Raw genomic sequence first — 23,964 nt, 5'->3', positions numbered from 1 at the left:
CCGCTGAGGGCGGGGCAACCGGCAGGAAGGTACCGCTATGCTTCGATTCGTTGTCCGTCGCCTGATCTTTGCCATACCGACGCTGTTGGCAGTGATGACGGTGGTATTTGTCCTGGTGCGTATCGTGCCGGGTGACCCGGCACAGACCATTCTTGGCGACCAGGCCAGCGCGGAAGCGCTGCAAAACATGCGCGAGCGACTTGGCGTCGATCGCCCGATCCTCGAACAATATGTCGAGTTCATGGGCGGAGCGTTGGTCGGAGACTGGGGCGAATCCATGGTCACGGGCAAGCCGGTGCTGGCCGAAATAGCCCGTGTGCTGCCCTACACAATCGAACTCACCGTGGTCTCGCTGATCATCGGCGGCCTGATCGGCATTCCGCTCGGCGCCTGGTCGGCATTGCACCGGAACGAGTGGATAGACTACGTCACGAGGGTGGGCTCTCTGCTGGGCCTTTCGTTTCCGGCTTTCGTCTCGGCAATCCTGATGCTGATCGTGTTCTCGATCCAGCTTCGCTGGCTGCCTGTCATCAGTGGCGGTGATCGCGCGACCTTCGGCGAATGGGCCGAAAGCCTGGCGCTGCCGGCGCTCAATCTCGGCCTGATCATGGCCGCATACATCACCCGCGTCACCCGTTCCTCGATGCTGGGGTCGCTGGGCGAAGACTATATCCGCACCGCGCGCGCCAAGGGCGTGCCGGAACGGGTTGTGATATGGCGCCATGGCATGCGCAATGCACTCATTCCGGTGGTCACGGTGGTCGGGCTCTATCTCGGCATCCTGATCGGAAATTCGGTGCTTACCGAAATCGTCTTTAACAGACCCGGCCTCGGCAAGCTGATTGTCGGCGCCCTGGGCCAGCGTGACTACACGCTGCTGCAGGGGCTGATGATCATCTACACCTTCGTCATCGTCATCGTGAACCTGCTGACCGATCTGACCTATGGCCTCATAGACCCAAGGGTGAAATACCAATGACCGCGCCTGTCGACGTCCTGCCGGCGCCTTCGCGCCATCCCTTTATCGACCAGCTGCAGAAGGCTTTCCGCAACAACAAGCTCACGGGCGTAGGCGCTGTGATCTTCCTTCTGATCATCGTTGTCGCCATCGCGGCACCGCTGCTGGCGCCGCATGATCCGCTGCAGCAGCACATCATCGCCCGGCTCAAGGGGCCGAGCGCCGAATACTGGTTCGGCACCGACGCCTATGGAAGGGACATTCTCTCGCGCCTGCTCTATGGCGCCCGGGTATCATTGGTTATCAGCCTGACGGCAATTGGAGCCGCGATGATCGTCGGCTCCATCATCGGTATCATTGCCGGCTATTTTGGCGGCATGATCGACTTGCTGTTGATGCAGGTAATGGATGTGCTCCTGGCATTTCCGGCGCTGATCCTTGGCCTTATCGTCGTCGCCATGCTCGGGCCGAGCATGGAGAACCTCATCATTGCCATCGCGCTGACGGCGATACCGCCCTTTGCCCGCACGGCGCGAGCGCCGACCATCGCGATCAAGGAGCGGGATTATGTCGAGGCCTGCCGGGCACTCGGCTTCGGCCATCCGCGCATCATCCTCAAGCACATTTTCCCCAATGTGTTTTCGGAAATCCTCGTCATGGGCTCGCTGTGGCTCGCCACGGCAATCCGGGTAGAGGCATCGCTGAGCTTCATCGGACTGGGCGTCAAGCCGCCGACAGCCAGCTGGGGCGGCATGATCCGCGAAGGCTTCGAGAACATCCTCGACAATGTTTGGCTCTCGGTCTGCCCCAGCATGGCGATCTTGCTGGTGGTGTTTTCGCTCAACCTGCTTGGTGATGGCCTGCGCGACGCCATCGACCCGAAGACAAGGAGCGACAGCTGATGACCGAGACTGGCAAGATCGAACCCGTCCTCGACGTCTCCAATCTGACCACCAGCTTCCGGATAGGCGGCGAATGGCATCCGGCCGTTCGCGGGATCAGCTTTTCACTGCAACCCAACGAGACGCTGGCGCTCGTCGGTGAATCCGGCTGCGGCAAAAGCATGACGGCGCTCTCGATCCTCGGCCTGGTGCCGAAGGCCAATGGCCGGGTCGAGGCCGAACACATCCGCTTCCAGGGCAAGGATCTGTCGCGACTGCCCGACGACGAAATGCGCAAGATCCGCGGCAATGGCATCTCGATGATCTTCCAGGAGCCGATGACATCGCTCAATCCGGTTCTGCCGATCGGCTTTCAGGTGGTCGAGGCATTGCGCTATCACCAGAAGCTGAGCCGCGGCGAGGGTGAGAAACGGGCGCTGGAACTGCTGGAGCTGGTCAAGATTCCTTCAGCCAAGAGCCGGTTCAAGGAATATCCGCACCAGTTCTCCGGCGGCATGCGGCAGCGGGTGATGATCGCCATGGCGTTGGCCTGCCGGCCGAAGGTCATCCTCGCCGACGAGCCGACGACGGCGCTGGATGTGACTATCCAGGCGCAGATCCTGTCACTGCTCAATGAACTCAAGGCCGAAACAGACATGTCGATGATCTTCATCACCCATAATCTGGGCGTGGTGGCAGCACTCGCCGACCGGGTGGCGGTGATGTATGCCGGCGACATCGTCGAGATCGCCGGCGTCAACGAGCTCTTTGCCCGGCCGACCCATCCCTATACCGAGGCACTGATGCGCTCGGTGCCGCGCAGCGACCGGGATACGAAAACCCTGTATTCCATCCCTGGCGCGGTGCCGCCGCTGACCCGCATGCCGCAGGGCTGCCGTTTCGCCGCCCGCTGCGAACTGGCAATCGATGTTTGCCGCACACAGAATCCACCGCTCGACGTGCTCGGTTCCGGCGGCGCCCATTCGGTGCGCTGCTGGGTAAGGGGTAACCACGACCTGGCGGAGATGAAGGAAAATGCCGATGTCTGAACCGCTGCTCCGCGTCAAGAATTTGAAGAAATTCTTCAAGGTCCGCCGGGGTTTTCCCAATCCGGAAACCGTGATCGTGCGCGCGCTGGACGGCATTTCCTTCGAGGTGCAGCGCGGCCAGGCTTTCGCGCTGGTGGGCGAATCCGGTTGCGGCAAATCCACTGCCGGCCGGACCATCCTGCGGCTGTTGGAACCGGATGAAGGATCCATAGAGTTTGACGGCAGGGAAATTGTCGAGGCCGATGCCAGGGAAATGCGCGCACTCCGCAAGCGCGCACAGATCATCTTTCAGGATCCGTTCTCCTCGCTCAATCCGCGCATGCGGGTGGGCAACGCGCTGGCAGAGCCGCTGCTGGTGCATGGACTGATGAGCAAGAAGGAAGCCAACGAACGGATCTGCGACCTGCTGGAAGAAGTCGGTCTGCCACGCGATGCGGGAATCCGCTTTCCGCACGAATTCAGCGGCGGCCAGCGTCAGCGGCTGGGTATTGCCCGCGCATTGACGCTGAATCCGGAACTGATCATCGCCGACGAGCCGGTCTCCGCTCTCGATGTCTCAATCCAGTCGCAGATCCTCACCCTGCTGCGCGACCTGCAGCAGCGGCTCAATCTCAGCTTCATCTTCATTTCTCACGATCTCGGGGTGGTCCGCTACTTCTGCCAGATGATGGCGGTGATGTATCTGGGCAAGATCATCGAGAAGGGGCCGGTTCCGAAAATCTTCGACGAGCCGCTGCATCCCTATACGGTGATGCTGCGCGATGCCTCGCCGGTTCCCGACCCGGCGGCTCGCAAATCCTTCGAGCGCATCGAGGGTGAAGTTCCGTCCGCCGTCAACCCGCCGAGCGGCTGCCATTTCCACCCGCGCTGCCCGCATGCGATGGATGTCTGCCGCAAGGTCTATCCGGACTGGATCGATGTCGATGCGGAGCGCTCGGTGGCCTGCCATCTCTATGCCGACGGACGCGGCGGACTGCCGGTCGCTGAATCAGCAGGTGCCACCAGCTAGAAGCGGTCGACTGCAAACGGCTCCAGCGGAATTCGACTATCGCGCCCGGCCACCAGGTCGGCGACCAGCCGTGCCGTGATCGCCGAGAGTCCGAGCCCCATATGCCCGTGGCCGAAGGCATAGAACACATTGGCGTGCACCGGCGACCGGCCGATGACAGGCTTCGAGTCGGGCGTCGAGGGCCGGTATCCCATCCATTCCCGCGTGATCTCACCCGAAAGGCCGGGCAGGCATTTCTGCGCCATCGGCACCAGCGCCTTGATGCGGGTGAAATCCGGCTCGGCGTCAAGCCCCGCCAGTTCCACCCCGGCGTTCAACCTGATGCCATCGGCCATCGGGCTCAGCACGAATTGCGGACCGCCGAACACCGTGGGACGGTTGAGTACCGGTCCGGCCGCGGTGCGGGCGAAGCTCAAATGATAGCCGCGCTCGGTGTCGAGCGAGACTTTTGAACCGAGCTGGCGGGCCAGTTCCTTCGACCAGGCGCCGGCCGCAATCACCAGGGTATCGAGCGGATGGATGGCGTGGGTGGTGACCGCCGCCCTGGGCTGTCCGTTGTCGCCGAAGTCGAAGCGCCGCAACGCCTCTTGATGATAGACACCGCCGCGTTCAGCAAAAGCCTTGTACAGCGCCTGCGACAGTGCGTAGGGCGTGGACACAAACGCCGCGTCGGGCTGAAACAGCCCGACGGTGTAGTCACGTGAGATTCCGGGTTCGAGCTGGCGCAGTTCGTCGACGTTCAGATGCTGGTAGTTGACCCCCGCCAGATCCATCAGGCCCCGATCATAGGCGGTGCCGGCATAGGCGTCCTCGTCGCGATAGACCTTGAGCCAGCCGACAGGCTTGAGGATGTGTCGCGCGCCGGCCAGATCGGCGAGCCGATGATGGGCTTCGAGACAGAGGGATGTCAGCGTCGAGATCTCGCGGCTTATTTTCAGCGCCTTGGCTTCGCGGCCGGAATCGAGGAAGCGGATCAGCCATGGCGTCAGTTGCGGCAGGTAGGACCAGCGGATCTTCAGCGGGCTCATCGGGTCGAGAAGCATCTTCGGCACCCGCTTCCACAGGCCCGGCGTGGCGGTGGGCACCACGCCGCCGGCGACGATTGCACCGGCGTTGCCGAAGGAGGTGGCGCTGCCCGGCGGACGCGGATCGATCAGCGTCACGTTGTGCCCTTCGGACTGAAGGGTGAGTGCTGTGGCAAGCCCAACGATGCCGGCGCCGATGATGGTCACCTTGCGTACGGAGGGGTCAGGCATGGTGGATATCCTGTCTGGCATCGGGTGGAAATTCCCATTCGGGCAATAGGTGCGCCAGACCGAGCAGATGGCTCTGGCGAATGCTTGATAAGTCCAGCGAAGCCGGCACGACCATCGGTCCGATGTCCGCGCCGTTGTATTTTTGCATATCACACACTTCCAAGGCCTCTGGAGTGTGTCGAGGGTTCAAAAAAACCAAGAGCGACGTTGCCGGTCCGGCCCATGTCCGCACTCTGTGTTAGAGCTTGGGCGATGCAATCTCGTCATCCTGGCGAATTGCAGAAACCACCCGTTCGAAGGAAATTGATCTTACTTACACGATCGCAAGTCAATCCTCGGTTTGATTGAACCGGGAAATGGAAAAGGGAGCGAGCTGGGCTTCTGTGACTCCTGTGGCGATAAGTCCAGCCAGGATCTCGCCCACCGCTGGAGCCAGCTGGAAGCCATGTGCCGAGAAACCAAGAGCGTAGTAGAGGTCTTCATGCCTGGCCGAGGGTCCGATCACCGGAATGTCATCGGGCATCCGTCCTTCGATCCCGGACCAGGAGCGGACGATTGTCGCTCCACGCATGACAGGGAACAGGTCCATCGCGGTTTTCGCCGTCAACTGAAGCTCCGAGAAGAGAATTTCCGACAGGTTGCTGGCCGCATCCGCCCGCCCGCGCCGGCCTCCGCCAATCACCACGGTGCCATTCGGCATCTGCTTGAATGACAATGGCCGCCCCGCCGCACCGACCACCGCGTCGCAGAACCGTGGAAGACGTGCAGTGACAATCATCATCGGGGCAATTGCTTCGACAGGCGCGACCTCTCCCAGCTGCCCTGCCAGTTGCCCCGCCCATGCACCGGCGGCGACCAGAAGTCTGGCGGCGCGGAAGCGACCGTTCCTGGTATCCACAACCCAATCCCCTGAATCCCTCCGGACGGCTGCAACCTCGGTGTTTTCGTAAAACCGGACGCCGAGGGACCCGGCCTTGCGCTGGAAAGCAAAAGTTGTCTGATAGGGTTGTGCAAAACCGTCCTCAAGGCAGGCAAGACCGCCCACGGCGTGTTCGGCCACGGCGGGGAGATAGCGGCGCAGTTCGGCTCGGCCAAGCACTACTTCGTGTTCGAAGCCCATCCGTCGCAGATCGGCCGCGCGCGCCGAAAGTGTTTCCAGTTCAGCCTGGTTTTCCGCCACCTTGATCTGCGGGGACACCTGGAACCCGCAGTCGTCGTCCAGCAATTCGGCTATGCCGTACCAGATTTGCATTGAGCGCTGCGAGATCGGCACTTCGGCATAGTGCCGTCCAAGGCGCCTGACCCCGCCGGCATTGACGCCCGAAGCATGGCGTCCGACGGTGTCCTTTTCCAGTACGATCACTTCCATCCCGGACCTTGCAGCGTGCAGCGCCGCCGAGCATCCGTGGATACCGCCACCAATCACCAGGAGATCTGCGCTGACTGCACCTTGTCGGGTCATTTTGCGGCGCGCTCCTGGCCGCCGGACACGGTGAAACTGGCAATTTCCGACAGCGGCAATGGTTTGAGCGGCGGCCTGATGCGGTAGTAGCCCACCTCATCAGGTGTCTGGCCGCGTTTCTCGCCAATGATGGCGCTGACCGCGAGGCCGCAAACGCGCCCCTGGCAGGGACCCATGCCGGACCTGAGAAAGGATTTTACCTGGTTGGGTCCCGTCGTACCAAGTGTCACCGCTTCGCGGATCGCGCCTGCTGTGATCTCCTCACAGCGACAGACGAGCGTGTCATCAGCCGGCGACAGGATTCGCGGCGATGGCGCATAGAGCGTCTCCAGAAATGGGCGCACAGATGCTTCCCTTGCGAGTCCTGACGGAAGGCGGGCGAGCCGGTCGCCATTGCCACAAGCCGCCCCTGGATTGCCGCTGCCCTGGCGCCGCCGATTCCGGCGCCATCGCCAGCCACATAGACCCCGTCGACAGTAGTCATCCCCGCCTGGTCTGCGACCGGCCGGTAACAACGCTGGGAGGAATCCCAGACATGATCGCAGCGAAGCAAGCGCGTGACTTGCTGGTTCGGCACCACGCCCTGATGCAGCGCGATGTTTCTTGTTTCAATCCGGTGCGACTTTCCCCCGGCGGTAAAATTCAACGCCGTGGCAAATGTCGTGCCTTCCACAGCCACCTCGGTGGCGTTCGTGTAGGCCGGGACGCCCGCGCGTTTGACCTTGCGGAGCATCGAAAGTCCCTTGAACAGGTAGGCCCGCGCCCGCATTGCCTTCGGCAGGTGCGGCAGAGCCTCACGGATGCGTCCTTCTGGAACCGTCTCGACAATCGCCCGCGGCGGCACGCCCGCATCGACCATCTGCGAGGCAAGCAGCCAGAGAAGGGGGCCGGATCCGGCCAGAACCGCATCCTCCTGCACGATGCCGCTGGCCTTGAGAAGTATCTGCAAGGCGCCTGCGGTTGTTACGCCCGGGAGGGTCCAGCCCGGCAGTGGAGAGGGGCGTTCCAAAGCGCCGGTGGCAACAATGATCGCGTCTGCCCGGATGTGGGACGAGGCTCCGTCACGGCTGAACTCGATCACCTTGTCGGTGGTTATGTTCCAGACCAGGCTGCCGGACATATACTCAGCTCCCGAGGCCCGGAAACTCTCGACCAAAGGGCGGCCTTCGGCATAGTCCGAGCCAAGAGTTTTCAGCCGCGCAGCGCTTGCTGTATCGATCCCGCGGTATATCTGCCCACCCGGCGCCGGCTGTTCATCGAGGAGCGCCACCGAAAGGCAGGCTTGAGCAGCCTCTGTCGCGGCTGCAAGTCCCGCCGGGCCGGCGCCGATCACAGCTACATCGAATCGCCGCATCATGACCGCACCTCCACCGGGGCGCTTTGGCGCCGCACATCCAGCCCATGCCGAACCTCGGTCATGCATGCTTGCCGGTTGGGGACACCGTCAACCTCGACCAGGCAGTCAAAGCAGGCTCCCGTCATGCAATAGACGCCGCGCGGTGCGCCGCTGACAACGCTGTCGCGGAGATTGTTGATGTCTGCGGCCGTCAGCGCGGCAGCCACGCTGTCGCCCGCGCAGGCCGTAATCAGCTGTCCTTCGAATGTGAAAATGACTTCACGCCCGCTGGTTTCAATGCGTCTGACCATGGGACCTCCTTGCTGCGAAGACATCGAATTCCGGCGGAAGCTGGCCAGCGGCAACCATCGGAGCCAGCAGCATTGCCGGGGCGCCGGCCAGCGCACTCCGGCATGGCAGTCGACCGAAAAGGCGCCGGGATGCGTTTCGGGTTGCTGATAGGTCGGGCAGCCATCGGGGCTCAGGAGCCGCACCGCTCCCCAGGACCGAACCGCTCCGGATTTGCCGGAGGCCATTTCATTCAGGTTATGCGGTCATGGCAGCTTCGTCCAGCGTGGCGCGATACCGTTCTTGAGCTTCGGCTGCCGGCATGTTCCCGATAGGCTCAGGAAGCCGTCGGTGCTTTCGGGCTGGACCAGTGCGTCCCCGATACCCACGCCGAGATACCGGGCCGTGTTATCAATCCTGGCGTGACCGGGAAGATGTGAATTGCTCGAAGCTTGCCAATCGCAGAAACCGATTTATCGATCCGACGGGCATGTTGTCCTGTACCCATATGACCGGCATCATTGTGCTCCGAGATCGAACCCGGGACAGACGGGGACCGGAGCAGCGCTGATGCAAACTTGCGCCACCTCAAACTCCTGGAAACGACTGCCTGCTACGGATCGTCGTTTCCGATCTCTTCCTTGCGACGCGCGACATACGCGTCCAGCGCCTCTCGGACTGCCGGATCCATGGCAGGCTGCTCATACTCCTCAAGTGCCTTTTTCCAGATCGATGTTGCCCGTTTGAGCGCATCCCTGGCCCCGGCGGCTTCCCAGGCTTCGTAATTTTGCCAGTCCGACAAAATGGGCCGGTAGAACGCTGTTTCGTAGCGCGCCATGGTGTGGTCGCTGCCAAAGAAGTGACCGCCAGTGGGCACGGCCTTGATTGCCTCCAGCCCCAATTCGTCATCGTCGAATTTGATGGGCTTGAGAAATTCCTGCATGTTCTGGATAATCTCGACATCCAGGACGAATTTTTCATAGGAGGCGGTGAGCCCGCCCTCCAGCCAGCCAGCCGCGTGGTAGATCAAGTTCGCTCCCCCCAGAACAGCCCCCCAGGTGGCCATCATCGTCTCATAAGTCGCCTGAAGATCGACAACGTTCGACGCATTTGCGTTGGAGGTGCGGTAAGGGATGCCATAGCGTCGGGCCAGCTGGCCCGCGATGATGTTTGCCTTGGTGTTTTCAGGTGGGCTCTGTTGCAAATTTTTGATATGGTCGAGAAAGAGCGTTTTGGCTTCCGCCCTCAGAATGCCGCGGCCAGAGCGTCGATCTGCTCAGCAAGCGATGGGCTGGGGTTGTAGGAATATCTGCCTTGTCGCTTGCGCATCATGTGAACCATCTCGATACCGGCAAGCGTTATTGTCGCGCTTGAAAATGCCTTGAAGCCGAGCATTGGCCTGACACGCCGCTTGATCCGACGGTGATCCTGCTCGATGCGATTATTCAGGTATTGGCTTAGCCGGATGCGGATTGGTTTTGTGTGAAGGCGGCGCTTTTCCTGCAGTCGGCTGATCATATCGCAGGAAACGATGGCTTCTCTGTTCGTCTGGCTGCCGTCAATCACTATGCGCTGCGGACGACCATGCCGTTCGATAGCCTTTGTGAAGAACCGCTTGGCTGCGGCCAGGTCCCGATGCTGGCTAAACCAGAAATCAACAGTGTCTCCGACGCTGTCGATGGCCCGATAAAGATACATCCATTGACCCCGCACCTTGATGTAGGTCTCGTCGGCATGCCATTTCCCAGTCACAGACCGTTTTCTGCGGTTGAAGCGGTCCAAAATCAAAGGCGAGAAGTGTACGACCCACCGATGGATCGTCGAATGATCCACGTTGATGCCTCGTTCTGACATCATTTCCTTCAAGTCGCGAGGGCTCAAGCCGTAGGCCAGATACCAGCGAACGCAAAGCAAGATGATCGACTGGTCGAAATGGCGGCCTTTGAACATTGTTATCTCCCAAAACATCGGGAGCTGATTATCGGTCGCCAGTTAGCGAAGAGTTTGCAACAGAGCCCTTGAAAATGGCCATTCACCTCGCGGAACTGAAATGGGAGATGCGAATTGAGATCCCTTAGTTTCAGAATGCTGCCCACTTTCCGGTCTACGAAGGAATGAAAGCTACGCCGATGATCTCCACGCGAACACCTGGGCTGGCCAACGCGACGCCTGCTGTTGCTCGCGCAGGTGGGTTATCCGGATCTACCCAGGCCTCCCATGCGGCGTTCATCCCTGCGAAGTCGGTCATGTCGCTCAGCCAGATCTGAACCGAAACAAGATCAGACTTGGAGCCGTCCATCTCGGCAAGAAGGGCATCAATCTTGCGGAGAGTTTCGGCGGTTTGGCCCGTGATGTCTGCCGTGCGATCATCCGGAATCTGCCCAGCAAGATATACCATGTCGCCTGCGCGCACGACTTGGCTCATGCGCGGACCAATCTTGTGACGGACTGCTTTCATTTTGTTTGCTTTCAAGTTTGGCGAGTTTCAGATCTCGGAGCGGCTTTCCCACTCGACCAGTTTCATGCGCCCGCTCACTCCCAGCGAACGGAATGGGTCTGGCGGAATCGTGGAAGGCTGGCCGCTGACGGCGATGATGTCTTCAAGAGCCTGTGAGGATTTTCCGAGTGCGAGATCGACCAGCAGACGACCCGAGCTTGTTCCGCGCGTCATGCCAACACCGTTGTAGCAGTTCGCCGAATAGACCCCGGGCGCCATTTCGCCGAAGAATGTTGCGTGATTGCGAGAAAGGCTGACGACCCCGCCCCAGGTTGAAGTTATCGGCACATTGGCGAAAGCCGGGAACCGATTATCGAGCCCCTCCCGGTGCGCCTCGGCCACCTTTCCTAGGTCACGAGAGGACGCTTTGTAATTCGGGGCAAAGCCGTAGTGGTTTCGGATCAGGAGGCGGCCGTCTGACGTCATCCGCAGCGTGGTTCCGCCCGCATCGGCCGGTGTCAGACCCCAGTTCATCTTGCCGGTATAGCGTCTGCGCTCGGCAGGTGTGAGAGCGCGGGTGATGCTTGCATAGGTGATCGTCGGCAGAATCCGATCTTTCATATAGCCAAATTCGGGCGTGTAGGGGTCTGTCCCAAGAATGACCTTCTTGGCTGAAACGGATACGGTCCCTCCATCGGCCAATCGCAGCTCGGCTGCGAATCCCCCGGTCTTCTCCGAAAACTCGACAACCGCCGCATCGTCGCGCAACGTCACGTTTTCAGGCAGATGTCTGGCCAAGCCGCGCACCAGAAGGAACGGGTCCACCAAGACGGCTCCGGGCGTGAAGACCGCGCCAGCATAGTATTCCGTCCCCATGATCGCGGCGCACCCTTGTCGGTCGAGCACCTCATAGGGTTCGCCGATCTTGTCCAACGCTTCGCAGAACTTGCGCATCATGCCGGTTCCACGTTCGCGGACTGCACCCTGAAGTTTTCCGACTGGCGACCAATCACAATCGATCCCGAGTGTTTCGGTCTGCTCGTGCAGCACCGAAATCGCGCTGCGGTTCAAATCCATGATTTTTCGAAGCCGTGCGGCATCGGGGTGATCCAGGTCAAACTTGTGCGGTAGATCCAGAAGGAAGCCGGAATTTCTCCCAGATGCGCCCCAGCCGACCGGGCGCGCGTCAACAAGAAGGACGCGGTCCTGCGGAACCAACTCCCCCAGTCGGTGCGCTGCGGACAGGCCGGTTATGCCTGCGCCGACGATGAGCCAGTCGTAGTGCTCCCCAATCTGTGCGAATTCATTGATAGGCACGATTTCATCGGCCGGGCGCCAGCCAGTGGGACGATCGAGGGGCGGCACGGTGGGCGAATGGCTTGCAGTGGTCATTGCATTGCTTTCTTGAGACGGGAGTTCAGGCGATCCGAGCAATTGGCTTGGCTTTGATGTCGAAGCGCTTAAGGTCCTGAAGGAAGTCGAAATCAGACTTGCGGGACTGAACCGCTGCGGTGTCGATCGTCGCAAAGATCAGATCTTCGGGGCCAGCGGCGCGGCAAAGGTGCTGGCCGTCTGGGGCACAGACCGAACTTGTTCCACTGAATTGCGAATTGGTTTCGTCAGTCGCAAAATCGCAATATCCGATGAACATGGCGTTTTCATAGGCTCGGGACGGAACTATGGCATCCGAGACAAAGCGCCACTTTGCCCGCAGTGCGGTGGGAACCAAGAGCAATTCGGTGCCCAATTGCGCGGATCGCCGCGCCAGTTCTGGGAATTCGATGTCGTAGCAGATCAGGACCGAACAACGGATGCCTTCGAACTCGAAAACCTCAGGTTCCGTGCCGGGGTTGAAGCAATCGCGTTCGAAGTCGTTTGGTAAGGCAACCTTGCGATAGTTGCATATGAGCCGCCCGTCGCTATCGAAAACCGCGGCACTGTTATAGAGCAAGCCGCCGCTTATTTCGGGATAGCCTAGAACCAGCCCTACACCATGCCGAGCCGCAAGCCCAGCAACGGCCCGAAGGGATGGCGATCCCTGAACCTGGGCCGCAGCCCTGACCGTATCGGCGCGGCCGTAGCCGGAGTAATACAGCTCTGGCGTAACTAGCAGATTGGCACCGGCTGCGGCGGCCCGAGCCATTGCTAGATCGAGATCCGAAAGGGCCTCGTTTGCGGAACGAAACGCCGGGCGCGCTTGGAAAAGGGCAAGATTGAGCAGCGGCATTTTGGATCCCTGTTCTCAGTGCAAGCCCAGCAACCGCGGGACGAAAAGCGACAACTCCGGGAAGAACGTGACCAGTAGCATCACCGGAAGTGCTACATAGAAAATGATCTGCAAGGCGGGCTTGATCGCTTCGTGGATTGATACTTTCCCGATGCGGCACGCCATGTAGAGGATCGGCGCGACGGGTGGGCTGTTGGCGCCGATCACGACCGAACAGGCAACAATCGACGCATAGTGAACTGGATCGACCCCATGATGGACCATCAAGGGCATCATCAGCGGTGCGATGACGACGGTCACCGAAAGGTCGTCCATGATCATGCCCACGAAGATCAGGAAGGCGTTGACCAAAAGCAGGATCAGTATCTTGTTCTCGGTCAGGTGCGTGACGGCTTCGGTCAATTCCTGCGGCACACTTTCGGCCACCATGATGCGACCGATCATGAAGGAAAACAGCAGGATGAGGATGATTGTGCCCGTAGTTTCGCCGGCTTCGACCAGACTCTGGCGGAAGCGGGACAGCGTAAGGTCGCGGTAAATGAAGAATCCGATCAGGATTGCCATGAACAAGGCAACTGCGGCGGCTTCCGTCGGGGTAAATACGCCGCCATAGATGCCGCCCAGAATAACCACCGGCATCATCAGGGCCGGGAGGGCCTGAAGCGTTGCACGCAGCGGGCCATGAGGTGACTTCTGTGCTGAAATTGCGGCCATGCGCTCTGGCGTGTCGACCAGCATTCTTGCGGTCACGATCTTGTTGAAGATCATCAGGCCGACCATCAGTAAAAGGCCCGGCACGATCGTTGCCGCGAAAAGCGCCGTGATGGATTGCCGGGTGACAACACCGAAAAGGATCAGGGTGATCGACGGAGGGATCAGGATGCCCAACAGCGAGGACACGCCCAGCAAGGCGCTGGTATATCCACGGGGATAGCCGCGGGCGGCCAGCGGATCGCCCATGATTGTACCGATCGAGGCAACGGCGGCAGTTGCTGTTCCCGAAATCGCGCCGAAGATCCCGGATGATCCGATCAGGGCCGCGCCAAGTCCGCCTTTGCGCCCCCGCATGGCCATCGACATGAAGCTGATCAAACGGGCGGCGACCCCGCCACTCTGCATCAGATAGCCAGCCAATACGAACAGCGGGAGAGCAAGCAGGATGACTGAGTCTAGCGACCTAAATCCCTGCAAAAGCAAGGTAGAAGTGCTGACGTCGTAAGCCCAGACCAGAAACATCAGGACGCCTGCGAACGACCATGCCACCGGCACCCCGAAGATCATCAAGGCCATCAGGAGCAAGATACCAAATAGAGCTTCCATGGATCAGACCTCCCCAGCATTTTGATTGGTTTTGCCGAACACGGCGGCGGCAGCGACGATAGCGTCCCGAACCGCATAGACGGTGCAAAGAACGGCAGCAAAAACGACAGCAGATTGCGGGACGATGAGGGGAATGCTGAGCGCCGCGGTCGTCTGCGGTCGCTTGATCGACCAGGCGACCATGTCATTGGCTAGGCCCAGAAAGAACAGGCTCAGCACGACCATGATCATGGATACGGCGAAGGTGTGCAGTGCCTTGGACTTTGGGTTCTTCAAAGACAGGGCAAGGAAATCGACGACGAGATGTTCATGGTTGCGAGCCGCGACGACGGCCCCGCACATGTAGAGCCACATTGCCGATAGTGTGGCGAGTTCCAGCACGCCGACGACCGACCAGCCAAGCACGAAACGGGCGAGAACGAGGAACAGGATCAGCCCAGTAATCGCGAGACTTGTCACAATCACGATGAGGTTGAGAATGCCGATCAGCCCGGCATCGAGCTTTCTGAGAAGGTCGACCATGTCGCTTTACTCCCGGTTCGCAGCCTGTGTGTTAGGGATGCGACCGGAACCCTCAGGCTCCGGCCGCTGGGTCGGTCATTTCACCTGAGCGCGGATCAGATCCATGATTTCCTTGCCGACATCGGGCTCCATCTGCGGCCAGACTTCGGCGCGCACCTTCTCGGCGATAGGGGCAAGCTGTTCATCGGTCAGTTCGAAGTATTCCATGCCCGACTGCACCGCCAAATCGACGTAGTGCTGATCTTCATCCCGAGCAGCCTGGAAACGCGCTTCCATGACCGCAACTGCGGCGTCTTCGATCAGCTGCTTGTGTTCATCCGAGAGGCCCTCATAGGTCTCCAGATTGACCAGCAGGTTTCCGGTCACGAAAGTGTGCTTGGTGCGGACGTAGTAATCGAGAACATCGCGGAAATATTCGTAGTCCCAGTAGATTACGTTGCCTGCATCACCGTCGACCACACCGGTCTGGATCGAGGTGTAGACCTCACCCCAGTCAATTGCCGCGGTCTGGTAGCCCATCGATTCCAGAATCTGCGGGAACGGGAAAAGCGGCGGTGTCCGCACCTTGATGTTCGCCGCACCGGCGACGTCGGTGGTATAGGCGCCGCGCGTGGCCACACCACTGAAGCCTTCCGGCCAGGCGCCGAAATATTTGAGCCCGATGTCGTTGAACACCGTGTTCAGAACGCCATTTGCCCAGCCGCCCGGCTTGTAGGCTTCCAGCGCCTCTTCCCACGAGGTCACCATATAGGGCGTGTTCAGGATCCCGATCCGCTTGTCGTAGGAGGTCGAAGGCCACGAAATCATGGCATCGACTTCGCCGGCGACGAACAGGTCAAACACCTCAAGCTGACCGCCGAGTTCGTTCTGGTAGAAGATCTTGACGTCGATCTCACCGTTCGATCCTTCTTTCACCGCATTCGCCCAGGCGGCAAGCGCGATGCCCGAGGGCGATTCACGATCCCCGGAATCGGTGGCAAATTTCAGTTCGATTTCCGCCGAGGCGGCCGTTGCGGCTAGCGCGGTCACGAACACGACAGCCGAGAAAAAGCTTCGAAACATTTCCATCCTCCTTGTTGGGTTGTTCTACAACGCCTTTACATAACAGGTGTTACGTATGTTGCGCAACATGCGTTATGTCCTGTAGTTGAGTCAATATTTTTTTCGGGCACTCCTCAGGTCCGGCAACAGGTGCAGGCATGGCAGAGCGAAAGCCCAGAAAAGATCGTAACCTAGACAAGGCAAGCTGGATCTCGGCGGCACGCAAGGCGCTGATCGAGAAAGGCATTGCCGGCATCAGCCTTCGCCAGCTTGCAGAAGACGTGGGGGCAACAACCGGAGCCTTCTACTGGCAATTTGCCAACCTCGAAGAGCTTCTGGAAGATGTGCGCCAGGACTGGGCACAGCGCAATACGGCTCCATTCACGCGTGCGATCGAAGCCGCAGGCGATGACGGTTGGGAGAAATACCTCGCCTATGTCGGAGTGCTGTTGAACGAGGAGGAATATAGCCCGCAATACGACAACGCGATCCGCGACTGGGCGCATAGCTCAAAGCGCACGGCAGAAGTTTTGAAGGAAATCGAGGCCTTCAGGATTCAACAACTTCTTCAGGTGTTCTTGGCATTGGGGTTCACGGACCGGGCGGCGCAGGTCCGTGCCTATGTGACCTATTTCCATCAGACCGGCTACAATGCGATGCAGGTATCAGAGCCGCGGGAAGAGCGGTTGATGAACATCCCCTTCTATGCGGAAGTACTCACCAACAGGACCGATCTGCTTGGCCTGAAGTCCGCCGAGGCTGTCTCCGATCTTTTCGCGAAAAGGCTCGGCGGGGCCTGAAATCAGAGCATCGGTTGCAAAGTAACACCCAATCCCCCAGTGATCCGCCCAGCAACTAGCAACACCGTTCGAGCAACCCACCTGTCAACGGCGCGGAAGGTTCTAACGGCATCGAGGCGAATGCCTCGGCTTCATCCGAGCCTAGGCCGACCCCAAGCAAAAGCGCCTTTGTGGCATCAAAGTGGAGCGTCTGTTCCTGGCGACCGGTCAAGGTTGCCGCGACAACACCCATCAACAAACCGCCGACCATAGCCTCGCCGACCGTTTGCGATGTCGTGAACCTTCCTTGCGCGATCCCCGCGGCAAGGTTTGCGCCAACCCGTTCCGAAAACGCGGGGACGTGATCTGTCGCGGGCCACCCTGCGTGGACCAGAAATCGCGCCAGCAACGGGTTTTCTTCCGCCAATCGCAGGATCATGCGAAAGCCGGAGGCAAGCCTTGCGGCCGGGTCATCAAGACTTTGAAGTGTCGGCGATACAGCGCGGATAAGGTCTTCGGCAAGTTCGGCTCCGACAGCGCGGATCAAATCCGAGGGCGCATCGTAGTACTTGTAGAAGGTCCCGCGCGAAACTCCGGCTTCCTGGATGATGGCGTCGATGGTCGTCCCCTCGACCCCTGCGCGCGCCATGACGCGCAGAGCTGCGGCCGAAAGCTGGGCAAGCATCCGTTTGCGCCGGTCGGCGGCAACCCTGACGCGGTGATCCTGAGGTGTATCGGTTTCGGCCATGGCAGATTCCATATTGACAGAATCGTCATTATGAGAGATTTCACTCATAATGACACTTTCGTCACTATAACTTTTGGAGCGATGGAGCAAGCCATGAGAAACCCTGTCATCTGGGCGATTGTCGCCATCTATGCAGTCTTTGCCGCCGGCAAGCCGTTGCTTGTTGACACGCCCTACTTCTCGGCGGTTCCGCTTGTCTCGATCCTGGCGCCGGTCCTTTTCATCCTGCTCCACGCGCCGCGCCAGATCGGTTGGAAAAACCTAGGCGTTTTCTTTGCTTTGGCCTTTGTGATCAGCTGGAGCTATGAGTCACTTTCGATCGCCACAGGCTTCCCGTTTGGCAATTATCACTACACCGACGAACTGGGCCCGAAGCTCGGCACGGTGCCGCTCCTGATCATGCCCGCCTATTTCGGCGTCTGCTACATTTCCTGGCTGATCGCCCGGACGCTGATCGACGCGCTTGCACCTGGCAGTTCCTACCACTGGAGTGTCGTATTGGTCGCGGCCTTCGTCATGGTGATGTGGGACCTGTCGATGGATCCCTCGCGGGCAACGATCAACCAGGTCTGGATCTGGCGCGATGGCGGGGCCTATTTCGGGGTGCCCTTCGTGAACTTCGCGGGCTGGTTCCTGTGCGTCGCCACCATCTTCGCCGCGTTCGCAATCTGGTTGTCGCGCAGCGCTGCAAAAGAGGTCGTGACGCCGGACCGAATGGCCCAAGCGCAGGCACTCGGGCTCTATGTCGGCCTTTTCGCGGAATTCGTCGCCTTCACGGTCCTTGGCCCGAAAACCGGCACCGTCACAGACGCGGTGGGACAGGTCTGGAACCTGCGTGACATCTACGAGTCCCTCGGGTTGGTATCGATCTTCACCATGGGCTTCGTGATCGTCCTGACGGCACTCAAGCTGGCTGCGGCCGGTCGGGACGAGGCGGCCCGGTGAGCAGGCTTCTCATTCTGGGCGCGACAGGCAACCTTGGGCGGGTCTTGGTTCAGCAGGCGGTCGCTCGAGGCCACAAAGTCAGTGTCGTCGTCCGCGACCCAGCCAAGCTGCCTCCTGCGATCGCCGATCAGATCGAGGTCCATCCTGGCGATCTTGCCGTATCGACAAGCGAGGACCTGGCGCGCCGCATCACTGGCCACGACGTCCTGATTTGTGCTGCAGGCAATGTCGCGGACGGTGAAGGGTTCACTGCACTGATTGACCGGATCGACGAGGCCGCAGAAACGGTCGCACATCCGCCGGTCTGCTGGTTCATGGCTGGCGCGGCCCTGCTTGATATGGGCGACACTGGGCTGAAAGGTTTCGAACTCCCCCTTATCCCCAAGCAATATCAGCTGCACGGCAAGAACTTTGAGCGCCTCTCGCGCAGCAATCTGGACTGGCGGCTCTGCTGTCCCGGTCCGATGGTAGACGAGCCTCCGATAGGGCTTGGCTCCATGCGGGTTTCAATAGACCGTTTTCCGGTTGAGCCGCCGGCCTGGACAAGGCACGCACCGCGCATATTTTTCGTGCCCCATTTCATCAAAAACGTCGGCCAGATCACCGTCCCCTACAGCTTGTTGCATGGGTCAGAATGTGGGCGCGGTCGCCCCTTTCCCAAGTGACTATGCGGCTCGGTTGAAGACCGCACGACCAAGGCGGGTCATGCGGTTGAGAGATTTTGTGGCGATCTGGTTTTCGGTAATTTGGCGGTTCATTTCCCTGGCGTTCAGCTCTGGGCCGATGACGAACTTGCGGCGCCCGATCTGGGCTTCGACGAGGGCGCGATCATTGTAGCCCGTCGCTGCCTGCCACGCCATTCGGCCATGCTCGGCGATATGCTTTATGTGAGCGTCGCGCCCATCGCTCAGGCCGAGGACGGCGGTTCTCGGCGGCGGGATGGTGATCTCGACGTCTATCCCGAAGGCTTCGGTCAAACAGTTGGAAACTCCGGCGCCGTCATAGGCTCCGTCTGCAAGGACGCGGGCCACCGGGTTTTCGATCACGGGGGTCAGAACAAGAGCAGTGCGAAATCGTACGCTAAGGTCGAACGGAATATGAACCGTCTCTGATCTCGGATGTGCGGCCTCCGATCTCTGTGGATTGGCACCGTTAGGCACTAGTTTTGGTTTCTTCATCCGCTCGACTCGACAACGCTCTGGGCAGATTGGTCATGTGGGGGTTGGGCGATGGCAAAACGGAAGCTTCTCAAGGTTCATGATCGACGGAAGATTTTTGACATACCAGCCGACGAGGAAAGTCTGATCCGGCACTATTCGTTGTCACCGGCCGATCTTTTGGAGATTGAGCTACGGAGGCGTAAGCATAATCGGCTTGGTTTTGCCGTGCAGCTATGTCTGATGCGATATCCTGGCCGAGTGCTGGGAGCAGAAGAGACCCCGCCCCGTGCCATGCTTCGACATGTTGCTGACCAAATCGGCGCCGCCCCAGAAGCATTTGCGCTTTATGCACGCCGCGAAGAAACCCGTCGCGATCACACGGCGCGCCTCATGGTGTATCTGAATACGAGAAGCGCGACGGCGCAAGATCGTCGAGCCGCGCTATTGGCCGCGATTCAATCGGCCACGATGTCCGACGACGGTGCTGCGATAGCCAGCTCCATTGTCACCACATTTCATGAACGTGGATCTCTTCTACCCGCAATCGACACGATCGAACGGATCGGCCTTGCCGGCCGCGCTATAGCTCGCCGTCGGGCGGAGAGAACTCTGATTGAAGACATCCCACTCGATACGCTTCAATCATTGGACAAGCTATTGGAGGTTGACCCGGCTATCGGCCAGACGCGCTTTCATTGGCTGCGGTCGGCGCCAGAAGCACCGGGTGCGTCGAACCTGGTCGGGCTGACCGAACGGATTGGTTTCCTGCGCAAGCTAAAAATCGATCCGAGATTGCAGTCGCGCATATCATCGGGACGGTGGGACCAGATGATCCGCGAGGGCAACGCCACGCCGGCATGGCTGGCCAACGACTTCAATGCGAGTCGCCGGCACGCTTTGATCCTGGCGCAGGCCATCAAGCTCGGCCAGAAGCTCACCGACGACGCGGTGTCGATGTTCATCAAGCTGATGGGTAGGCTGTTCTCAAAAGCCAATAGCCGCAAGAAGCAGCGACACATGGACTGCAGGCCGGATACCGCCAAGGCATTGCGCATGTTCCTCGACACGATCACAGCCCTGCAGTCCGCGAACGATTATGGCCGGAACGCATTGGAGGTTCTTGATCAGGAAGTTGGATGGCACCGGCTGCTCCGGATGAAGCCTGAGCTTGAGTCGATGGTCGAGGACAACGAGGCGTCGCCATTGACCTTGGCGGTCGAACAATATGCGATCGTCAACAAGTATGTTGGTGCGTTCCTGCAGGCGTTCACGTTCCGCTCAGCGCGCCGCCACGATCCGCTTCTTGCGGCAATTGCGTTGCTGAGACGGCTCTACCTGGAAAAGCGTCGGGCGCTTCCGGAGCGCATCCCAATCACCCACCTTAGCCAAGCTGATCGAAGGCTAATCCTCGGGCAGGGGAAGCCCGATCGCCGTCTCTATGAGATTGCAACGCTCGCGGCTTTGCGGGACCGGCTTAGATCTGCGGACGTTTGGGTCGATGGCAGCCGATCCTTCCGGCCGATCGACGAGCATCTGATGCCGCGGTCAACATTCACCACGATGAAGGAGGAGGATCGGCTCGGATTGGGCGTCCAAGGTGACGGAGCGGCTTGGCTCGCCGAAGCGCGGCAGATGCTCGACTTCAACCTGAAGCGTCTGGCGCACAGAGCACGATCCGGAAAGCTCGAAGGTGTTCGGCTTGAAGCCGGGACCTTGATCGTCACTCCAGTCGCCGGCGAGGTTCCCGCTACAGCCGAGGAATTGAAGGCAGAGATCAGCGATATGTATCCAATGGTTGAAGTTCCCGACCTGTTGAGGGAAGTGCACGATTGGACCGGCTTTGCGGATTGCTTCACGCACGTTCGCACGGGTGACAACCCGAGGAATGTCTCGGCCATGCTGGCGGGCGTTCTGGCAGATGCGACCAACCTGGGGCCGAAGCGGATGGCTAGCGCGTCCAAAGGTATCAGTGCTCACCAGATCGGCTGGATGCGCTCGTTCCACGCCCGGTCGGAGACCTATCGCGCGGCGCAAGCGTGCATCACCGATGCGCACACTTGTCACCCGCATGCCCGACTTTGGGGTAATGGAACGACCGCGTCATCCGACGGGCAGTTCTTTCGCGCGAGCGATAGAGCGGCGAAGCGCGGCGATATCAATCTGCATTACGGCAGCGAACCGGGCTCGAAATTCTATAGCCATTTGTCAGATCAATATGGCTACTTCAGCATCTTGCCGATCAGCCCGACCGAAAGCGAGGCAGCCTATGTGCTCGACGGGCTGTTCGATCAGGACACGATCCTCGACATCCAGGAACACTTCACCGATACGGGCGGTGCAAGCGACCATGTCTTCGGACTTTTCGCCTTGATCGGCAAACGCTTCGCGCCTCGGCTGCGCAATCTCAAAGATCGGAAATTCCACACATTCGAGAAAAGCGATGCATATCCCGCGCTGTCGAACCACATCGGGGCGCCGATCAATGCCACCCTGATCCTCGACCATTGGGATGATCTGCTTCATCTGGCGGCGTCGATCACAACGCGATCCGTAGTGCCTTCCACCATCTTGAAGAAGCTGTCAGCATCACCGAAGGAAAGCCAGCTCGCAAAGGCGCTACGGGAACTTGGCCGGATCGAACGATCGCTGTTCATGATTGAATGGTACTCAAGTCCAGCGCTACGCCGGCGTTGCCAGGCCGGCCTCAACAAGGGCGAGGCGGCACATAAGCTGAAGCGCGCCATTTTCTTCCACGAGCGTGGTGAAATCCGCGACCGATCGTTCGAAAGCCAGGCTTTCCGCGCCTCCGGTCTGAACCTCGTCGTCAGTGCGATTGTCCACTGGAACACGGTCTATATCGAACGAGCCGTTACTCACTTACGCAACATGCGTCGCGAGATTCCGGATCACCTGCTCAAGCATATCTCGCCGTTGAGCTGGGAGCACATCAATCTGACAGGCATTTACACTTGGGATAGCGAGCAGCACCTCCCGGAAGGCTTCAGGTCACTCCGTCTCCCAGCTGGGCCGCGGCGGGCTGCCTAGAGTTCCCGCTTCGTTCGCCCTTAGCGTACGATTTCGCACTGCTCTTGTTCGGACCCCAATATGCTTTTCTATCCATGCGTATCGTTCTTTGCTGTTGGCACCACTACGGGGCGCAGCAAAAGGTTAATCGGAACGATTTGAATAAAACCGCGCCGGTGAATTCTGCGGAATTTTATCACCTCCGGGCGCATCATGGCCTTTGTCCAGTTTTCCTGAGTTATGCAGAGGTCTAATGGCATGAAAAAAATTGTTCTCATATCCGCATCTGTCTTCGCTTTGGGCGCGGCATCTATTGCCGCCGACGCAGGTGGAATGCATTACCCGCTTGCCATCAGCCTGACCTCCGCGTCCGCATCAACTGTAGACGAAAACATCAGCCTGCGTGGCGACAGCGTGGTCGCACATCCGATTGCGCGAAAGGTTCGCCTGGTGTCCTCCAACGTCGAGCCCGTCAATTCCTGCGATGCTGCCTACTGGCCCTATTACCCGGGTGCCTGCCTGGAAAGAACTGAAACTGCCAGTCTTTGATCCGCAAGAAGACGAAGCGTGGAAAGTTCTGATCAGAAACCTCCCTAAAGCCGCTGAGCGAATCGTTCTTCTTTGAAGTAGTATTTCAGTCCTTGGTGGGCATGGCACCAAAAGGCCGCTTCCCGCCCTTTTTTGCCGTCGACCAAGACCGATGTTCTGGTCACTTTGACCGCGTTACGGTCATTCAAACATTGCTCGGGTGGGGGTTCGAAGCGTCGGAGTCAGAGCACTCTAGGAGTGGATCAGTCAAAGTCGACGAAGAAGATCGCCGATCAGGAACCGCCGCCTATTCCGCGCCTTCAACGATACGAATATCGCGTTCCACCGCATCGCCGAGCGTATCCATCGCCTTCTGGTAGGTAGGGCTGTCATGGGTCGCAAGCGCCGCAGCCACGCTGTCGAACTCAACGATGACAGTGCGCTGCTGCAACCCTGCTTCATAGACCTTGGCGGGCATGCCTCGTGCTAGAAACCGACCGCCGCCAGCACTGATAGCGGGTCCCGCCAGCTTGGCATAAGCGGCCAATTTATCGGGGTCGTTGATCTGGCGGTAGGTCGTTACCCAATAGGCTTTGGCCATTGTTTTCTCCCATTATCATTCGACTTCAATGTACGCAGCTTTGGCGGGAGGCATCAACAGCAGTTAGCGCTACCACATTGTTAGATGCGCGATCTGCAGGGCTGACCTCTCAGGAATAGTCGACGCGCACCAATCCCGCGTGGGCTACGGCTATAAAAAGGCGCCGGGGAAGGGCTTAAGAACCCCGGCGCTCAAGTTTGGGCTAAAACGCAATACAAGCCCACTATGACAATCTCAGCCAACCGTTAAAAAAATGGGCAATGGCAGGCATTGGTCATGTCGCTTGGCATTAAATTGTAAGAATGCGCCGAATTGGGGGAGCGGGAAAAAGGTGGGGGTAAGAACCTTCATGTAATCGAGTCCTTTTCTGGAAAGGGCACTCGGTTATGGGAC

Annotated in this window: 25 protein-coding genes and 1 pseudogene; 9 read left to right on the top strand and 17 right to left on the bottom strand. The window is 59.5% G+C overall.

The window, feature by feature from the left end:
* Positions 1-37 precede the first annotated feature (37 nt).
* The 4 genes from O4H62_RS25705 to O4H62_RS25690 are packed head-to-tail and all read left to right on the top strand — an operon-like array spanning position 38 to position 3,897.
* On the top strand, positions 38-979 hold the full coding sequence (locus tag O4H62_RS25705) for an ABC transporter permease (protein WP_269391746.1): 942 nt from the start codon (positions 38-40) through the stop codon (positions 977-979).
* Positions 976-1,860, top strand: a complete 885-nt coding sequence (locus O4H62_RS25700; RefSeq protein ID WP_269391745.1) for an ABC transporter permease — start codon at positions 976-978, stop codon at positions 1,858-1,860. The genes O4H62_RS25705 and O4H62_RS25700 overlap by 4 nt, the downstream gene beginning before the upstream one ends.
* A complete protein-coding gene (locus O4H62_RS25695) occupies positions 1,860-2,888 on the top strand; it encodes an ABC transporter ATP-binding protein (RefSeq protein WP_269391744.1) in 1,029 nt (342 codons plus the stop codon). Before O4H62_RS25700 ends, O4H62_RS25695 begins: the two co-directional genes overlap by 1 nt.
* On the top strand, positions 2,881-3,897 hold the full coding sequence (locus tag O4H62_RS25690) for an ABC transporter ATP-binding protein (protein ID WP_269391743.1): 1,017 nt from the start codon (positions 2,881-2,883) through the stop codon (positions 3,895-3,897). Before O4H62_RS25695 ends, O4H62_RS25690 begins: the two co-directional genes overlap by 8 nt.
* Here the strand turns inward: O4H62_RS25690 and O4H62_RS25685 are convergent.
* From O4H62_RS25685 to dctP, 14 genes and pseudogenes are all read right to left on the bottom strand, one after another.
* The gene (locus tag O4H62_RS25685) at positions 3,894-5,153 is read right to left on the bottom strand and encodes an NAD(P)/FAD-dependent oxidoreductase (RefSeq protein ID WP_269391742.1); all 1,260 of its coding nucleotides are present in this window, start codon (positions 5,151-5,153) and stop codon (positions 3,894-3,896) included. The two genes, O4H62_RS25690 and O4H62_RS25685, sit on opposite strands and share 4 nt — an antisense overlap.
* Entirely contained in the window at positions 5,146-5,301 is a 156-nt protein-coding gene (locus O4H62_RS25680; RefSeq protein WP_269391741.1) for a hypothetical protein, read from the bottom strand. The genes O4H62_RS25685 and O4H62_RS25680 overlap by 8 nt, the downstream gene beginning before the upstream one ends.
* Before the next feature lie 180 nt (positions 5,302-5,481).
* The gene (locus O4H62_RS25675; RefSeq protein WP_269391740.1) at positions 5,482-6,615 is read right to left on the bottom strand and encodes an NAD(P)/FAD-dependent oxidoreductase; all 1,134 of its coding nucleotides are present in this window, start codon (positions 6,613-6,615) and stop codon (positions 5,482-5,484) included.
* A complete protein-coding gene (locus O4H62_RS25670; RefSeq protein ID WP_269391739.1) occupies positions 6,612-6,845 on the bottom strand; it encodes a hypothetical protein in 234 nt (77 codons plus the stop codon). Before O4H62_RS25670 ends, O4H62_RS25675 begins: the two co-directional genes overlap by 4 nt.
* Positions 6,842-7,972: an NAD(P)/FAD-dependent oxidoreductase gene (locus tag O4H62_RS25665; RefSeq protein ID WP_269391738.1), complete on the bottom strand. Its 1,131-nt coding sequence runs from the start codon at positions 7,970-7,972 to the stop codon at positions 6,842-6,844. Before O4H62_RS25665 ends, O4H62_RS25670 begins: the two co-directional genes overlap by 4 nt.
* Complete coding sequence (locus O4H62_RS25660; RefSeq protein ID WP_269391737.1) at positions 7,969-8,262, bottom strand: (2Fe-2S)-binding protein; 294 nt, start codon at positions 8,260-8,262, stop codon at positions 7,969-7,971. Before O4H62_RS25660 ends, O4H62_RS25665 begins: the two co-directional genes overlap by 4 nt.
* A gap of 590 nt (positions 8,263-8,852) precedes the next feature.
* Positions 8,853-9,428, bottom strand: a pseudogene (locus O4H62_RS25655) (trimethylamine methyltransferase family protein); the annotation flags it as partial.
* 56 nt (positions 9,429-9,484) lie between these two features.
* Positions 9,485-10,189 (bottom strand): IS6 family transposase, encoded by a 705-nt coding sequence (locus O4H62_RS25650; protein WP_269391735.1) that lies wholly within the window; start codon positions 10,187-10,189, stop codon positions 9,485-9,487.
* Positions 10,190-10,343: 154 nt separating this feature from the next.
* A complete protein-coding gene (locus O4H62_RS25645) occupies positions 10,344-10,664 on the bottom strand; it encodes a RidA family protein (RefSeq protein ID WP_269391734.1) in 321 nt (106 codons plus the stop codon).
* 60 nt (positions 10,665-10,724) lie between these two features.
* On the bottom strand, positions 10,725-12,068 hold the full coding sequence (locus tag O4H62_RS25640; RefSeq protein WP_269391733.1) for an NAD(P)/FAD-dependent oxidoreductase: 1,344 nt from the start codon (positions 12,066-12,068) through the stop codon (positions 10,725-10,727).
* Between the two features lie 25 nt (positions 12,069-12,093).
* A complete protein-coding gene (locus O4H62_RS25635; RefSeq protein ID WP_269391732.1) occupies positions 12,094-12,903 on the bottom strand; it encodes a nitrilase-related carbon-nitrogen hydrolase in 810 nt (269 codons plus the stop codon).
* A 15-nt stretch (positions 12,904-12,918) separates the two neighbouring features.
* Positions 12,919-14,223 carry a TRAP transporter large permease gene (locus O4H62_RS25630; protein WP_269391731.1) on the bottom strand — a complete coding sequence of 435 codons (1,305 nt, stop codon included), beginning with the start codon at positions 14,221-14,223 and terminating at the stop codon, positions 12,919-12,921.
* A gap of 3 nt (positions 14,224-14,226) precedes the next feature.
* Complete coding sequence (locus O4H62_RS25625) at positions 14,227-14,745, bottom strand: TRAP transporter small permease (RefSeq protein ID WP_269391730.1); 519 nt, start codon at positions 14,743-14,745, stop codon at positions 14,227-14,229.
* Between the two features lie 75 nt (positions 14,746-14,820).
* The gene (gene dctP, locus O4H62_RS25620; RefSeq protein ID WP_269391729.1) at positions 14,821-15,807 is read right to left on the bottom strand and encodes a TRAP transporter substrate-binding protein DctP; all 987 of its coding nucleotides are present in this window, start codon (positions 15,805-15,807) and stop codon (positions 14,821-14,823) included.
* Positions 15,808-15,944: 137 nt separating this feature from the next.
* Between dctP and O4H62_RS25615 the strand changes: the two genes are divergently transcribed.
* Complete coding sequence (locus O4H62_RS25615) at positions 15,945-16,586, top strand: TetR/AcrR family transcriptional regulator (protein ID WP_269391728.1); 642 nt, start codon at positions 15,945-15,947, stop codon at positions 16,584-16,586.
* A 55-nt stretch (positions 16,587-16,641) separates the two neighbouring features.
* Here O4H62_RS25615 and O4H62_RS25610 read toward each other — a convergent pair whose 3' ends face one another.
* Complete coding sequence (locus tag O4H62_RS25610; RefSeq protein ID WP_269391727.1) at positions 16,642-17,403, bottom strand: TetR/AcrR family transcriptional regulator; 762 nt, start codon at positions 17,401-17,403, stop codon at positions 16,642-16,644.
* Between the two features lie 3 nt (positions 17,404-17,406).
* Here O4H62_RS25610 and O4H62_RS25605 point away from each other — a divergent pair, with 3 nt between their 5' ends.
* Together O4H62_RS25605 and O4H62_RS25600 are read left to right on the top strand one after the other, a co-directional pair.
* A complete protein-coding gene (locus tag O4H62_RS25605; RefSeq protein WP_269391726.1) occupies positions 17,407-18,258 on the top strand; it encodes a carotenoid biosynthesis protein in 852 nt (283 codons plus the stop codon).
* Positions 18,255-18,923, top strand: a complete 669-nt coding sequence (locus O4H62_RS25600; protein WP_269391725.1) for an NAD(P)-dependent oxidoreductase — start codon at positions 18,255-18,257, stop codon at positions 18,921-18,923. Before O4H62_RS25605 ends, O4H62_RS25600 begins: the two co-directional genes overlap by 4 nt.
* Here the strand turns inward: O4H62_RS25600 and O4H62_RS25595 are convergent, their stop codons facing one another.
* Positions 18,924-19,235, bottom strand: coding sequence for a hypothetical protein (locus tag O4H62_RS25595; protein WP_269391724.1), 312 nt, complete (start codon positions 19,233-19,235; stop codon positions 18,924-18,926). It abuts the gene before it with no gap.
* 252 nt (positions 19,236-19,487) lie between these two features.
* On the opposite strand from O4H62_RS25595, the gene O4H62_RS25590 reads away from it, so the two are divergent.
* Complete coding sequence (locus O4H62_RS25590; RefSeq protein ID WP_269391723.1) at positions 19,488-22,463, top strand: Tn3 family transposase; 2,976 nt, start codon at positions 19,488-19,490, stop codon at positions 22,461-22,463.
* A gap of 237 nt (positions 22,464-22,700) precedes the next feature.
* Positions 22,701-22,991 carry a hypothetical protein gene (locus O4H62_RS25585; RefSeq protein ID WP_269391722.1) on the top strand — a complete coding sequence of 97 codons (291 nt, stop codon included), beginning with the start codon at positions 22,701-22,703 and terminating at the stop codon, positions 22,989-22,991.
* Between the two features lie 286 nt (positions 22,992-23,277).
* Here the strand turns inward: O4H62_RS25585 and O4H62_RS25580 are convergent, their stop codons facing one another.
* The gene (locus O4H62_RS25580; RefSeq protein ID WP_269391721.1) at positions 23,278-23,571 is read right to left on the bottom strand and encodes a DUF1330 domain-containing protein; all 294 of its coding nucleotides are present in this window, start codon (positions 23,569-23,571) and stop codon (positions 23,278-23,280) included.
* Positions 23,572-23,964 lie beyond the last annotated feature (393 nt).

The organism is Parahoeflea alexandrii (genome assembly GCF_027214025.1).
GTDB lineage: Bacteria > Pseudomonadota > Alphaproteobacteria > Rhizobiales > Rhizobiaceae > Hoeflea > Hoeflea alexandrii_A.
Note: the sequence above shows the minus strand (reverse complement) of the source record. Positions and strands in the feature narration are given on the sequence as shown.